Raw genomic sequence first — 13,873 nt, 5'->3', positions numbered from 1 at the left:
CCGCTCACGGAACCCGATCGGCGTCCGCGACGTCATCGGCGCGTGCCCTCCACTCAACTCCACCTCCGGGGACGGAGGTACGCCGCACGCCCCCGGCACTCCGTCAGCGCCGCTACCGCCCCAGCGAAACCGAGCTCATGTTGAAGTCGGGCACCCGCATCGGCGGCATCGCGGCGCGGGTGAACCAGTCCTTCCACTCCCGCGGCAGCGTGCGCCGGGTCGCCCCGACCTCGGTGGTGCGGCGCACGACGTCGAGCGGGGAGAAGTTGAACCGGAAGTTGTGGCCGACCTCGGCGACGACCTCGCCGTTCTCCACCAGGTACACCCCGTCCCGGGTCAGCCCGGTGAGCAGCAGCGTGGCCGGGTCGACCTCCCGGATGTACCACAGGCAGGTCAGCAGCAGGCCCCGGTCGGTGCCGGCCACCATCTCGTCCAGCGACGCCGCCGAGCCACCGGTGAGCAGCAGGTTGTCCCCTGCCGGGGTGAACCTCGTGCCGAACTCGGCGGCCTCGGCACGGGAGTAGACCAGCTCGTTGATCGCGCCCTCGCGGACCCACTCGACGCGGCGCAGCGGGGCGCCGTTGTCGAACACGCTGATCCCGTCGCCCGAACCGGTCGTGACGAGGAACGGCTCGTACTCCAGCCCCGGCGCGGCCGGGTCGCTGACCAGCGTGAGCGGCAGATCGGTGAGCTTCTCCCCGACCCGGGGGCCGTCCGGGCCGGCCAGCGCGTTGTGCCCCTCCTGGGCCGCGCGGCCCTCCATCGACCACGCCAGGTAGACCATCAGATCCGACACCGCGGACGGCGGCAGCAGCGTCTCGTACCGCCCGGGGTCGAGCGCGACGCGGCGCTTGCCCCAGTCGAGCCGGCGCCCGGCGTCGGCGGCCAGCGCCACCACGTCGACGTCGGAGAAGTCGCGCGTCGCCGTCCCGGTCCACGCCGAGCCGCTCAGATCCGGGGTCTTCACGTTCAGCTCGACGGACCCGGTCGGCTGCACCCAGCGCCGCCGCACCCCGGCCGAGGTGCCCAGCCACAGCGTGGTCAGCGAGTGGCTGGCGAAGCCGTACTGGCGCAGACCGCCGGCCAGCACGTCCGAGAGACCGCCGGCGAGCCCGCCGAACACCGCGATCGAGGTCTCCGCCGCCGGGTCGGTCCAGGTCGGGTCGTCACCGGCCGGTTCCGGCAGCGGCTGGGCGTCGCGCGCCGGCCCGGCGTCCCGCGCGGCCTGCTCGCTGCCCGCGACGAGCTCGTCGAGCTCGGCCGGTTCGGTGATCGCCGCGCTCGAGCTCACCACGCCCGCCGCGGTGCCGCCGTCCACCGTGACCAGCGAGATCACCGACAGCCGCCGTGAGGTGGAGTGCCCGTTGGTCGTCATCGTCGAGTTCGCCCAGCGCAGCACGGCCTCGCTGGTCTCGCTGACCACCACGACGCAGCCGGCTGCGACACCCCGCGCCGCCGAGCGCTCCAGCACCCGCTCGACGATCTCCTGAGCACGCATCTACAGCCCCGCCTCCTGCTGGGTGTTGAGCACGTTGACCCCGCGGAACAGCGCGGACGGGCAACCGTGGCTGACCGGCGCGACCTGGCCGGGCTGGGCCTTGCCGCAGTTCATGGCGCCGCCGAGCCGCCACGTGGACGGCCCGCCGACGGCCTCCATGGAACCCCAGAAGTCCGTGGTCGTGGCCTGGTAGGCGACGTCGCGCAGCTGCCCGGCGAGCCTCCCGTTCTCGATCCGGTAGAAGCGCTGCCCGGTGAACTGGAAGTTGTAGCGCTGCATGTCGATCGACCACGACTTGTCGCCGACGACGTAGATGCCGCGCTCGACGCCGGCGATCAGATCGTCGGTGGAGCGGTCCACGGCCGGGTCGGGTCGCAGCGACACGTTGGCCATCCGCTGGATCGGCACGTGGTGCGGGGAGTCGGCGAAGGCGCAGCCGTTGGACCGCTCCAGACCCAGCCGGGGCGCGAACGTGCGGTCGAGCTGGTAGCCGACGAGGGTCCCGTCGCGCACCAGGTCCCACTCGGTGGTGGCCACGCCGTCGTCGTCGAACCCGACCGTGGCGAGCCCGTGCCGCACCGTCCGGTCACCGGTGACGTGCATGGCCGGTGAGCCGTAGCGCAGCGTGCCGAGCTGGTCGGGGGTCGCGAAGCTGGTGCCCGCGTAGGCGGCCTCGTAGCCGATCGCGCGGTCGTACTCGGTGGCGTGCCCGACCGACTCGTGGATGGTCAGCCACAGGTTCGTGGGGTCGATCACCAGGTCGTAGGCGCCCGCGTCGACCGAGGGCGCCTTCGTCTTCTCCGCCAGCAGCTCCGGGATCTGCGCCAGCTCGGTGTCCCAGTCCCAGCCGTCGCCGGTCAGGTACTCCCAGCCGCGGCCGACCGGCGGTGCGAGGGTGCGCATCGTCTCGAACCCGCCGGCCGCCCGGTCGACCGCGGTGGCGGTGAACGACGGCGCGACCCGGACCCGCTGCTGGGTGGTCCGCGTCCCGGCCAGGTCGGCGTAGAACTTGTTCTCCCGTACCTGCGCCACCCCGGCCTGCACGTGGTCGATGCCGTCACTCGCGAGCAACCGGCGTGACCACTCGGTGAGCAGATCGACCTTGTCCCGGGTGGGCACGGTGAACGGGTCGATCGCGTAGTCGGACACCCACACCGCGTCGGCGTGCACCGGCTCGGCCGCCCGCTCGACCCGCTCCCGGGCCACCGGAGCGAGCGTGCGCGCGACGGCGACGGCCTGCTCGGCGGTGGCCACGGACCGGGCCGGGGTCAGCTCGACGTGGGAGGCGAAACCCCAGACCCCGTCGACGACGACGCGGACGGCGAGCCCCACCGTGGTGGCGTCGGAGACACCGGTGACGTGGCCGTCGCGCAGATTGATCGACTGGGACACGATGCGCTCGACCCGCAGGTCGGCGTGCTCGGCGCCGAGCTCGCGGGCGCGGCTCAGCGCCGCATCGGCGAGCGCCGCCAGCGGCAGGGCCCGGAACTGGGGGTCGATGCTCTCGATCGCCACCCCGGAAACCTATCCCGACGCCACGACATGATCAGCGGTCGGCCGACCGGCGTCAGCGCCACGGCATCCACCACGGGCCGGGGTCCGGGTCGATCCCGGCGAGATCGGCCGTGTCGGCGCCCGCGGCCGCGCCGTCGCGCACCGCCCGGCCCGGCCCGGCGGCGCGCTGTGCGGCCGGCCCGGCCACGTACGCCCCGTCGGAGCCGATCCGCAGCACCTGGTCGGCCAGTCCGTCGCCGTCGAGATCGGTGTGCAACACCAGATCGTCGTCCTCGGTGAGCACCAGCGTGTCCGGGTCCCCGTCGCCGTCGGTGTCGGCGCCGTCCGCCACGGGGACGCCGAACCGGCCGGGGCCGGCGGGGTCCCGGTTCCCGGCCGGGTCGGGACGGTCGGGGTAGCCGTGGGGGCCTTCCAGGCCGTTCCCGTCGTCGAGGTCGTCGAGGTCCTCGAGGTCGTCGACCGCGCCCGGCGACCGCGGGATCGGATCGTGCTCACTCCGCCGCACGGGCGGCCTCCTCCCGCACCGGGGCCAGCCCGCGCAGCTCGGCGTCCACGTCGGCCCGCCGCCGGGCCACCGCGACGTCGAGTGCCGCGCCGGCGCGTTGCTCCAGATCCAGCAGGCGCCGCCCGAGCTCCGCCTCCAGGCCGGACCGCGCGACGGCCAGCGCCTCCGCCGTCCAACGGCCCAACCGGGCCCGGTCGGCGGCCACCCACCGGGCCCAGGCGGTCGCGGCGAGCGCCACCAGTCCCAGCGCGGCCGCGAGCGGCAGCACCGCGACACCGCCCAGCGCGGGCAGGCCCAGCACCGGCAGCCCGGCCACCGGTAGCACCGCCAGCCGCCAGGCCCCTCCGGACGAACCCGCCAGCAGCAGGGCGCGCAGTGCACCGACGGGCGGTTCGGGAACGGGCAGCGTGGCCGACACCCGGGGACGCGTGCCCGACGGGGTGATGCCGGCGACGGTCAGGTCCGCGAGCACCGACCGTTCCGCGGCGATCCGGCGCACCGAGGGGAGCGCGACACCGGCCACGGCGCGCTCGAGTTCCGCCTCCGCCCGATCCACCGCGGCCGCCACCAGGCCCGGCAGCCGGCGCCGACCCGCGCGGTCGGCACGGACGACGTGTTCCCGGATCTCCCGGCCCAGCGCCGCCATGGTGGCCGCCAGTTCGGCGGCCACCACGAGCCTGGTCAGGGCGAGGCTCGTCCGGATCTCGGCGCGGTGGCCGCCGATCAGCCGCAGCCGCTCGGCGCGCAGCTCACCCCGGCGGCTTCGCACCGCGTCGGCGTACCGGTCCGGCATGGCCGCAGCATCGCAGCGGGGGTGTCCGGTGCGGCCGCCGTCGCGCCGGCCGTTCACGATCGTGAACGGCCCGAGCGGCAACGCGCCCTCCCGAAGGCTGACACAGCGCGACCGGTGGAACGGCGCGATCGTTGAGGCCGACGAACGTATGGCACATCGGGGGAGGCGGAGCGGAATGGGCACGGGGGGAACGTCCGCGCCGGCGCCGGGCGGAACGGTGCGGCTCCGGCCGCCGCGCAATCCGCTCGACGCCCGCGCGGTCGGTTGGTGGCGCACGCACTGCCTGCTCGGCTCCGGCGCGACCGTGCTCACGCTCACCGGTGTCGGCCTGCTCATCGGGCCGGCCCGGCTCTGGTTGGCGGCGGCCGCGGCCCTCGTGCTGCTCGGCGGTGCGGCGAGCGTTCTCCTGCCGCCGTGCTGGTACCGGCTGCACCGCTGGGAGATCACCGACACCGCGGTCTACACCCGGTCCGGCTACCTGTGGCAGGAGTGGCGGGTGGCCCCGGTGTCGCGCATCCAGACCGTCGACATGACCCGGGGGCCGCTACAGAACCTGTTCGGGCTGACCACCGTGGTGGTGACGACAGCATCGGCGAAGGGCGCGGTGACCGTGGCGGGACTGAACCGGGAGGTCGCGGCCGACCTCGCCCAGCACCTCGCCGCGGCGACCGCCCACATCCCGGGTGACGCCACGTGATCGACGTCTCGACGGAGGTGGAGGCGGGAACGGACAGCCCCCGGGACGACTGGACGGCACTGGACCGGCGCACCATCGCGGTCACCGCCGTTCTGATGACCGGTGTCGCCGCCGGCGCCGGCGTGCCCGCGGTACTCGGGCTCGCCGCCGGCCACTCGGTCGGGTTCGCCCTCGCCTGGGTGCTTCCCGCGGCCGCTGCCCTCGTCATGTCCGGTGTGCTCTACGACGGGGTGCGCTGGCACCGGACGCGCTACCGCATCGGCGTGTCCCGGGTGGAGTTGCGCACCGGGGTGCTGCTGCGGTCCCGGCGCAGCCTGCCACTCGAGCGGGTCCGCAGCGTCGACATGACGGCCGACCCGCTGCAGCGCACGTTCGGTCTCGTCGTCGTGCGGATCGGTACCGGGCAGCGCAGCGGTGCGGGGGAGTCCACGCTGGAACTGCGCCCCGTCGCCCGCGAGGAGGGCGACCGGCTGCGCGCCGTGCTGCTCGACCGGGTCCGCGCGGCCGGTGGCTGCCCGCCCGAGGCGGCGGACGGCCGGCTGGCGAGCCTGGACCCGCACTGGATCCGGTACGCACCGCTGTCGTTCACCACGCCGCTGCTGGGGCTGGTGGCCGGTGGGGTGCTGCTGCAGGTCGCGGACTGGATCGGGTTGCGGGACTCCGTGCTCCGCCGTGCGGTGGACCTGCTCGCCGTGCTGCCGCCGGCCGGGGTCGTCGCGGTGCTGGCCGCGGCGGCGCTGTCGGCCGGGGTGCTCGGGTCGCTGGGGCTGTTCGTCGAGACGTGGTGGAACTTCCGGCTCGACCGCGAGCCCGGCGGAACCCTGCGGGTCCGCCGCGGACTGCTGACCACCCGCTCCATCTCGCTGGAGGAGCGCCGGCTGCGCGGCGTCGGCCTGGTGGAACCGCTCGGCAACCGGCTCGCCGGCGCTGCACGGGTCGACGCCCTGGCCGCCGGGCTCGGCACCGGCTTCGACGACGACAGCACCGACCACGCGACGCTGCTGCCGGCCGCGCCCCGGGCGCTCGCCGAGCGCGTCGCCGCGGTCGTGCTCGGCGAACCGGTCTCCCCGACCGCGTCGGTCCGGCTCACCCCGCACCCGCCCGCCGCTCGCGGGCGCCGGCTGCGCCGGGCCCTGGCCGCCGCCGCCGTGCCGGTGCTCGGGCTCGCGGTGCTCGGGCTGTCGGTGGACGGCGTGCTGCTCGTCCTGGCCGGCGTCGTCGCCGTGGTGGTCACGCCGGTCGCCCTGGCGCTCGCCCTGGACGCCTACCGCAACCTCGGGCACGGGATCACCGGGCGCTACCTCGTGACGCGGTCGGGGACACTGCGGCGCCGCACGGTCGCCCTGCAGCGCGACGGGGTCATCGGCTGGACGGCCACCCAGTCGGTCTTCCAGCGTCGAGCCGGGCTGATCACGATCACGGCCAGCACCGCGGCGGGTGCTTTCTCGGCGCACGACGTGGGCGAGTCCGCAGGACTGCGCTTCGCCGAGGATGCGGTACCGGATCTGTTCGGGCCGTTCCTGGAGCGGGTGGAGCCGGCGCCGCGGTCATGACGGCGGCGCCGGCGGGCCCGGACCGGTCCGGTCAGCGCCCCGGGCCGGGTGGTGGCGGGCCCTGGACCGGGCCCCGGGCCCCGGCGGGCCCGGCTGCCGGCCCACCACCGTCCTCCGTCTCCGCCTCCGCGACCAGCCGCGCGTAGCGGGTCCCGGCGGCGAGGAGCACCAGTCCCGCACCGAGGAAGGCGGCGACGCGTGCGATGCCGTCGAGCGCGACGAGGTCGAACAGGATGAGCTTGGCGACCGCGGCGGCCACGAGAACGAGACCGGAGACCCGCAATGCGGGCCGGCTGATGCCGCGCGCCAGCAACACCAGCGCGACGATTGTCCAGGACACGGACACGACGGCGTGGCCGGCGACGAAGCCGGTGCGGTCCGGGGAGACGAGCAGCGCGACGGTGAGGACGAGCCCGGCAGCGCCGTAGAGCGCGACGAGCCCGGCGGGCACCCAGAGCTGGGCCGTGCGCCGGTCGGCCGTCAGCACCCCGACCCGGGCGGCGGAGACCATGACGGCCACCGCGAACGCCAGCACCAGGGCGGACACGCCGATCCCGGCGACCAGCGCAGACGTCTGCGGCCGCCCCCCGACCAGGAACGGGGCCGCCGGGAACGTCGCCAGCGCGACGGGCGGCACCTGGGTGGCCAGCGCGGCCAGGACCCCCACCACCCCGTACGCCCCGCCGATGACCAGCGGAACGCGCGACCGCAGCGCGGCGGCGACGACCACCAGCACGAGCGCCTGCCCGAGCAGGACGGCGGTCTCGGCCGCGCCGTCCAGGGCCACGGCGGTGGCATGGAACAACGCGACGGAACCGGCGGCCAGCGCGGCGATCCGCAGCACCCGGTCGAGCCGGGTCCAGGCCGCCAGCAGGAGGAGCAGCAGGGCGGCGCCGGCGGCCGGTGCCGCCCCGCTCCACCCACCGATGGCACCGGACGCCACCAGCGCCGGCACGGGAGCGGCGACCAGCAGTCCGGCCGCACGCCCGACCGGCACCACCCGCGCCGCCACTACCGCACCCACCAGCCCGACGACCAGCACCGCGGCGACGGCCGCGACGGTCCACGGCCGGTCCGCCCCCGACGATGACACCAGGGCCGTCAGCGAGCCGAAGAGCACCGGCCCGGCGGCCGCGACGGCGGCGAGCCAGGGCCACTGCCGGCGCAGGACCACCGGTAGCGCCGCCACCTGCAGAGCCAGGACCAACCCGACGAGCAACGGCACGAAGCCGCCGGTGACCACCGGGGCCAACACCGCCGCTCCGCCCACTGCACCCCCGGCCAGCAGCTGGGAGCCCCACCGGTCGGCCAGCGCGAGCCCGCCGCCCGCCACGAGCAGCGCGAGAAGCAGACCGGCCACGGCGGGCAGGAACCCGTACAGCGCCGTCGACGCGGCGACGACCAGGTAGAGCGTCGCGATGCCGGTGCCGGCCAGGGCGAGCGCACCGGTGCGGGCGCTCTCCCGGCGATGCAACCGGACGGCGACGCCCACCAGCGCGACGCCGAGGACCGCGCCCGCGATCACCCGCCCCGCCGGGGAGAACCAGCCGCGGGACGCCGCGAGCGCCAGCAGCAGGACGACGCCGAGCAACGTCACGCCCGCGCCCGTCCAGGCCAGCAGCCGGGCCCCGGACAGTGAGGACAGCCAGGTGCGCAGCGGGCCGGGTCCTCGGGCCGGGCCCGGGTGCGCGACGGGGTACCGGCCGGGATACGACGGGTAGGTCGAGGGCGCCGGCCGGCCGGGTTGCGCGTAGCCCGGCGGCCACTGCCCCGGGTGGGCGATGCTCGGATACGTCGCGCCCGGGCGCCCCGCGCCGGCGTCCGCCGGGTCCGGCCGGGCCGGGCCGGGGTACGCGGCATCGGGGTGGGCCTCCCGGAGGTGACCCGCGCCGGCGTACGCGGCACCGGCGTACGCGATGCCCGGATAGCCCGCGCCGGGGTAGGCGGCGCCCGAATAGCGCGCGTCGGGGTAGCCAGCGCCCGGGTAACCAGCGCCCGGGTAGGCGGCACCGGGGTGACCGGCGTCGGCCTCTGCGTCCGGCCCGGCTGGGCCCGGGTGCGCCGCGTTCGGGTACGCCGGACGGCCGGGCTCCGGTGGCGCGGGCGCCGGCTGCTGCACCGGCGGCGCGGTCCCCTCGGACGTCGCGCCTCCGGTGCTCAGGGAGATCAGCTCCGTCCCCATGTCGTCCAACCGCCGCCCGAGCCGGCCCAGCTCGGCGGCCAGGGCGGCGATCCTGTCCTCGCGCTCCATCGGCACAGACATACGGTGAGGATGACGATCGAGGGTCACGACCGGATGCGTACAAGTACGAGCCTCCGGTCACGAAACGGTCACGGCGGGCGGCGTCGTGGGCCGCCGGGTCGTCGTGGTGGCTCTGTGACGTCGCCGAGGACCGTGTCCGGGACCAGCGGGTTGCTGCGTACCCTGGCTGGCCGAGCACCGGCGCGTCGACCGCCGGCAGAACGACCGCGCCCGGCCCCGACGTGTCCGGTTCCCGGGCGCGGTCACCCCGACAGTTGAGGAGACCCTCCCGTGACCCGGCCCGCCGCCGAGAGGCATGCACAGCATCCGTCGATGCGCAGCGCCGGAAGGCCGGTGTGCTCCGGTGTCTGAGACCGCGACCCCCGCGACGCACCGTCGGATCCCCAGCTTCGTCCACCACCGCACCCGGCTGACCGACGGCCAGCAGCACGCCTGGACGCAGTGGTGGCCGGTCTACGGGCGCGACGTCGCGGACGTCGTGACCGAGGCGGGTTCCGGGCCCGTCGATCCGGCCGACTGGTTCGGACGCACCGCCCCGCTCGTGCTCGAGATCGGTTCCGGCATGGGGGAGTCCACGGCGGCGCTCGCGGCCGCCGCCCCGGAGACCGACCACCTCGCCGTGGAGATCTACGAACCCGGGCTCGCGCAGTTGCTGATGCGGATCACCGACGCCGGGCTGTCGAACCTGCGGCTGCTCCGCGGCGACGCCGTCGACCTGCTGAAGGAGGTCATCGCGCCGGGTTCGCTGGCCGGTATCCGGATCTTCTTCCCGGACCCGTGGCCCAAGCGCAAACACCACAAGCGCCGCCTCGTCCAGCCCGAGTTCGTCGCGCTCGCCGCGTCGCGGCTCGCCCCCGGCGGCACCCTGCACCTGGCCACCGACTGGGCGGACTACGCCACGCAGATGCGTACGGTGTGTGACGCCGAACCGGCACTGCGCAACACGTCTGCCGACGAGCCGGGCGGTTGGACGCCGCGTCCCGTTTGGCGGCCGTTGACCAAATTCGAGCAACGCGCCGTAGTCGAAGGCCGTCCTGTGCGTGATCTGCTGTATCAGACGAGACACGGATAGGCTAACAGTGACATACGCAGAGTGACCTAGTACAAATGGATCGCCCCGATCCGGGGGCACCAGGCGAGTGAAGGCGGAGGCCCTCAGTGACCGCTCTCGTCGAGGGGACGGGTGCCCGATCCGGATTCATGGGTACCGTCGTCCACCCGCGTTCGGCACCCGACGCCGGCTGCCCGGTCTCCGGCGGTCACCCGGCGCCGCCGCCGACGAGGCCGCAGCCGGTCGACCCCGACGAGGCCCGCACCTTCCTCGAGCAGTTCTACGCCGAGACGCGCCCGCTGATCCCGCTGGACCGCCGCCTGCGCCAGGTGTTCCGCGACATCGCGACGACGGGCACCTACCGGCACACCCCCGAGGAGCTGACGTTCGGGGCCCGCGTCGCCTGGCGCAACTCCGCACGCTGCATCGGCCGGTTGTACTGGAACGGGCTGCGCGTGCGCGACCGACGCCACGTGACCGCCCCGGCCGACGTCGCGGCGGAGTGTGTCGAGCATCTGCGGGAGGCCACCCGCGACGGGCGCATCCGATCCACCATCACCGTGTTCGCCCCGGACGGCCCGGAGGGCCCCGGCCCGCGCATCGTCAACGAGCAGCTGATCCGCTACGCCGGGCACCGCCTCCCCGACGGCGGGGTGCGCGGCGACCCCCGGTACGCCGATTTCACCGACCAGGTCGTCGCGCTCGGATGGTCACGACCCGAACCGCTCGGCCGGTTCGACGTGCTGCCACTGATGATCACCGGCACGCACGGCCGTCCCGAGCTGTTCGACCTGCCCCGGGACGCCGTCCACGAGGTCCCGCTGCAGCACCCCGAGTTCGCCTGGTTCGCCGACCTGCGGCTGCGCTGGCACGCGGTCCCGGCGATCAGCAACATGCCCCTGGTGGTGGGCGGCGTGCACTACGGCGCGGCTCCGTTCAACGGCTGGTATCTCAACACCGAGATCGGTGCCCGCAACCTCGCCGACACCGATCGCTACAACCTGCTCCCGGTGATCGCCGACCGGCTCGGACTCGATACCAGCTCGGTCCGCACCCTGTGGCGCGACCGCGCACTGATCGAGCTGGTCCGGGCGGTGCAGTACTCCTTCGACGAGGCCGGCGTGACGATGGCCGACCACCACACCGAGTCGGAGCGGTTCCTGACCCACGTGGCCAAGGAGGAGAGCGCCGGGCGCAGCTGCCCCGCCGACTGGAGCTGGATCGTGCCCCCGGTGTCGGGCGCCCTGACCGCGGTGTACCACCGCTACTACGACGAACCCGACCCCGACGCCCGCCCCGCGTTCCTGCCGCCTTCGCCCTGAGGGTCAGCCGGCCGTGGGGCCGGGCAGCCCGGGCACGGTCCGGGTCCGGCCCCGGAACTCCGCGACGACCCCGCCGTCACCGGTCCTGACCGTGACGTCGTAGAGCCCCGACCGGCCGGCCAGCGCCCGCTCGACCGCCTCGGCCACGAGCTCGTCCCCGAGGTGGGCGGGTCGCAGGAACGTGATGTCGGCGCCCGAGGCGACCGCGGACACCCCGTGGCTGTTCGAGCCGTAGGCCATGGCCGAGTCGGCAAGCAGGAACAGGTAGCCACCGTGGCAGATGCCGTGGCCGTTGAGGTGCTGCTCGGCCACGGTCAGCGCGACCCGGGCCCGCCCCGGTCCGATGTCGAGCAGCCGGATCCCGGCGCCGCGCGCGGCGGCGTCCGCGCCTTCCATGGCTGCCGCGGTGTCGCGGGCCGTTCGGATCGCGGGGTCAGCGCCGTCCACCGGAGTCTCGGAGATCTCTGCCACCCGCACAGTCTGACGTCGACCGGCGCGCGAGCGGCCGGGACCGGGGGAAGCGGGATAGGGTCGGAGACCATGAGCACTACCTGCTCGCCGCGGCGGGCATCGTGACGACCTCCGGCCCCGCTCCCCGGGTGTTGCTGGTCTGGGACGCGCCCAATATGGACATGAGCCTCGGCTCACTGCTCGGAGCACGGCCGACCGCGACGTTCCGTCCGCGCTTCGATGCCGTCGGCCGGTGGCTGCTGGACCTGGCGGGTCCGGACGCGATCGCCGAGGCGACCGTGTTCACCAACGTGGTGCCCGGAAGCACCGAGGTCGTCCGCCCGTGGGTCGAGGCGCTGCGCAACGTCGGGTTCGGCGTCTTCGCCAAGCCGAAGGTGACCGAGGACAGCGACGTCGACGACGACATGCTCCGGCACATCGAGCTGCGGGCCGCCGAGGGCGCGCTGCAGCACGTCGTGGTGGCCTCCGGGGACGGCCGGGCGTTCCGCGAGCCGCTGGAGAAGCTCGTCGAGCACAACACCGCGGTCACCGTCATCGGGTTCCGGGAGTATGCGAACTTCGCGCTGAACTCCGAGGTCATCGACTTCCTCGACCTCGAGGACATCGAGGGCGTGTTCCGCGAGCCGCTGCCCCGGATGACCCTCGACACGCTGCCCGACGAGGGTGCCTGGCTGCCGCCGTTCCGGTCGCTGCGTTCGCTGCTGGAGCCGCGCCGATGAGCCGCTCGCGGGCTCGAGCATCAACACCGATGAGCCGCTCGCGGGCTCGAGCATGGGCACCGATGAGCCGCTCGCGGGCTCGAGCATGGGCACCGTGAGGGCGGACCGCGCGTGGGTGGGGTGACGTCCGCCGCCGGCCCGCTGCGGTTCACCGCGCCGATCGCGCTCCCCTGCGATCCGGCATGTTCGGTGGTGCGCGACGCGGTCGTCGACGTCGACGCCGACGGCCGGATCGCCTGGGCCGGCCCACGTGCCGACGCGCCGCCGTCCGACGCACCGGTGCGCGCCCTGCCCGGGCTGCTCATGCCGGGCCTGGTCAACACGCACTGCCACACCCCGATGACGATGTTGCGCGGGATGGGCGGCGACCTGCCGTTGCTGCGCTGGCTGCAGGACGTGATGTGGCCGGCCGAGGGGCGGCTGACCGCCGAGGACGTGCACGCGGGGATGACGTCGGGCTGCGTGGAGTTGCTGCGCACCGGCTGCACGACCAGCGTCGAGATGTACTTCTTCACCGACGCCGTGATCGACGCGGTGCGGACCACCGGCTCCCGGGCGCTCGTGACACCCGGCATCATCGCGGTGCCGGGCTGGGACCGGCTGGGCAGCTGGCAGGACATGCGCGACGACATCTCCGCCCGCATCGACGCCGACGGGCTGCGATCGGGCCCGGGCGAGCGCATCGAGCTGGGCTACGGCCCGCACGCGGCGTACACGCTGCCGCCCGAGGCGTTGGCCTCGGTCTCGGAACACGCCCGGGATCGGGGGGCGCTGGTCCACATCCACGTCGCGGAGTCGGCCGAGGAGGACTCCGCGCAGCGCGCCGCGTACGGCTCGGTGCCCGCCATGCTCGATCAGCTCGGCGTGCTCGACGGCCGGGTGCTGGCTGCGCACGGGGTGCAGCTCTCCGACACCGACATCACGACGCTGGCCGGGCGGGGCGCCGCGGTCGCGCACTGTCCCGGGTCGAACGCGAAGCTGGCCGCCGGGATCGCCCGGGTCGTGGACCTGCGCCGGGCCGGGGTCCGGCTCGGCCTGGGCACCGACGGGCCGGCCTCCGGCGACGATCTGGATCTGTGGCACCAGGCCCGGCTGGCGGGGTTGCTCGCCCGGGTGAGCAGCGGGGACGCCGCGGCGTTGACCGCCGCGGACCTGCTGTTGCTCGCCACCCGCGACGGCGCCGCCGCGATCGGGCGCGACGACCTGGGCGCGCTGGAGGCCGGGCGCTGGGCCGACCTGGTGCACGTCGATCTCGACGATCCGGCCTTCGTCGCGCCGGACGACGACGCGCAACTGCTGTCCAACCTGGTGTGGGCGGGCGGCGCCCGGCTGGTCCGGGACGTGTGGGTGGCCGGCGAGCAGGTGCTGGCCGACACCGAGCCGACCCGGGTGGACCGGGCGGCGGCTCAGGGGGCCGTGCGGGCGGTCGCGGACCGGCTGCGCGCCGGTTGACCGCAACTCGCACACCGAAATACACCGACTCGCG

12 protein-coding genes are annotated in these 13,873 nt (G+C 74.9%); 6 read left to right on the top strand and 6 right to left on the bottom strand.

The window, feature by feature from the left end; all coding sequences use genetic code 11:
- Positions 1-112: 112 nt before the first annotated feature.
- The 4 genes from HF519_RS07025 to HF519_RS32210 are packed head-to-tail and all read right to left on the bottom strand — an operon-like array spanning position 113 to position 4,311.
- Positions 113-1,498, bottom strand: a complete 1,386-nt coding sequence (locus HF519_RS07025) for a metallopeptidase TldD-related protein (RefSeq protein WP_169411296.1) — start codon at positions 1,496-1,498, stop codon at positions 113-115.
- Positions 1,499-3,013: a TldD/PmbA family protein gene (locus HF519_RS07020; protein WP_312859947.1), complete on the bottom strand. Its 1,515-nt coding sequence runs from the start codon at positions 3,011-3,013 to the stop codon at positions 1,499-1,501.
- A 52-nt stretch (positions 3,014-3,065) separates the two neighbouring features.
- Positions 3,066-3,518: a DUF6802 family protein gene (locus HF519_RS07015; RefSeq protein WP_169411294.1), complete on the bottom strand. Its 453-nt coding sequence runs from the start codon at positions 3,516-3,518 to the stop codon at positions 3,066-3,068.
- A complete protein-coding gene (locus tag HF519_RS32210; protein WP_169411292.1) occupies positions 3,505-4,311 on the bottom strand; it encodes a hypothetical protein in 807 nt (268 codons plus the stop codon). The genes HF519_RS07015 and HF519_RS32210 overlap by 14 nt, the downstream gene beginning before the upstream one ends.
- A gap of 175 nt (positions 4,312-4,486) precedes the next feature.
- Here HF519_RS32210 and HF519_RS07005 point away from each other — a divergent pair, with 175 nt between their 5' ends.
- Together HF519_RS07005 and HF519_RS07000 are read left to right on the top strand one after the other, a co-directional pair.
- Positions 4,487-5,008 carry a PH domain-containing protein gene (locus HF519_RS07005; RefSeq protein ID WP_169411290.1) on the top strand — a complete coding sequence of 174 codons (522 nt, stop codon included), beginning with the start codon at positions 4,487-4,489 and terminating at the stop codon, positions 5,006-5,008.
- Positions 5,009-5,103: 95 nt separating this feature from the next.
- A complete protein-coding gene (locus HF519_RS07000) occupies positions 5,104-6,561 on the top strand; it encodes a PH domain-containing protein (RefSeq protein ID WP_169411355.1) in 1,458 nt (485 codons plus the stop codon).
- Positions 6,562-6,592: 31 nt separating this feature from the next.
- Here HF519_RS07000 and HF519_RS06995 read toward each other — a convergent pair whose 3' ends face one another.
- Positions 6,593-8,824: a DUF2339 domain-containing protein gene (locus tag HF519_RS06995; RefSeq protein ID WP_169411288.1), complete on the bottom strand. Its 2,232-nt coding sequence runs from the start codon at positions 8,822-8,824 to the stop codon at positions 6,593-6,595.
- Positions 8,825-9,167: 343 nt separating this feature from the next.
- On the opposite strand from HF519_RS06995, the gene trmB reads away from it, so the two are divergent.
- On the top strand, positions 9,168-9,896 hold the full coding sequence (gene trmB / locus HF519_RS06990; RefSeq protein ID WP_312859945.1) for a tRNA (guanosine(46)-N7)-methyltransferase TrmB: 729 nt from the start codon (positions 9,168-9,170) through the stop codon (positions 9,894-9,896).
- A 128-nt stretch (positions 9,897-10,024) separates the two neighbouring features.
- The gene (locus tag HF519_RS06985) at positions 10,025-11,197 is read left to right on the top strand and encodes a nitric oxide synthase oxygenase (RefSeq protein ID WP_169411284.1); all 1,173 of its coding nucleotides are present in this window, start codon (positions 10,025-10,027) and stop codon (positions 11,195-11,197) included.
- 3 nt (positions 11,198-11,200) lie between these two features.
- Here HF519_RS06985 and paaI read toward each other — a convergent pair whose 3' ends face one another.
- Positions 11,201-11,593 carry a hydroxyphenylacetyl-CoA thioesterase PaaI gene (gene paaI, locus HF519_RS06980; protein WP_169411353.1) on the bottom strand — a complete coding sequence of 131 codons (393 nt, stop codon included), beginning with the start codon at positions 11,591-11,593 and terminating at the stop codon, positions 11,201-11,203.
- A 176-nt stretch (positions 11,594-11,769) separates the two neighbouring features.
- Here paaI and HF519_RS06975 point away from each other — a divergent pair, with 176 nt between their 5' ends.
- Positions 11,770-12,387 carry an NYN domain-containing protein gene (locus HF519_RS06975; protein ID WP_169411282.1) on the top strand — a complete coding sequence of 206 codons (618 nt, stop codon included), beginning with the start codon at positions 11,770-11,772 and terminating at the stop codon, positions 12,385-12,387.
- 120 nt (positions 12,388-12,507) lie between these two features.
- The gene (locus tag HF519_RS06970) at positions 12,508-13,839 is read left to right on the top strand and encodes an amidohydrolase family protein (RefSeq protein ID WP_169411280.1); all 1,332 of its coding nucleotides are present in this window, start codon (positions 12,508-12,510) and stop codon (positions 13,837-13,839) included.
- Positions 13,840-13,873 lie beyond the last annotated feature (34 nt).

The organism is Pseudonocardia bannensis, assembly GCF_012911875.1.
GTDB lineage: Bacteria > Actinomycetota > Actinomycetes > Mycobacteriales > Pseudonocardiaceae > Pseudonocardia > Pseudonocardia bannensis.
The sequence above is the reverse complement of the archived record's forward strand: the minus strand, read 5'-3'. Positions and strand labels throughout refer to the sequence as shown.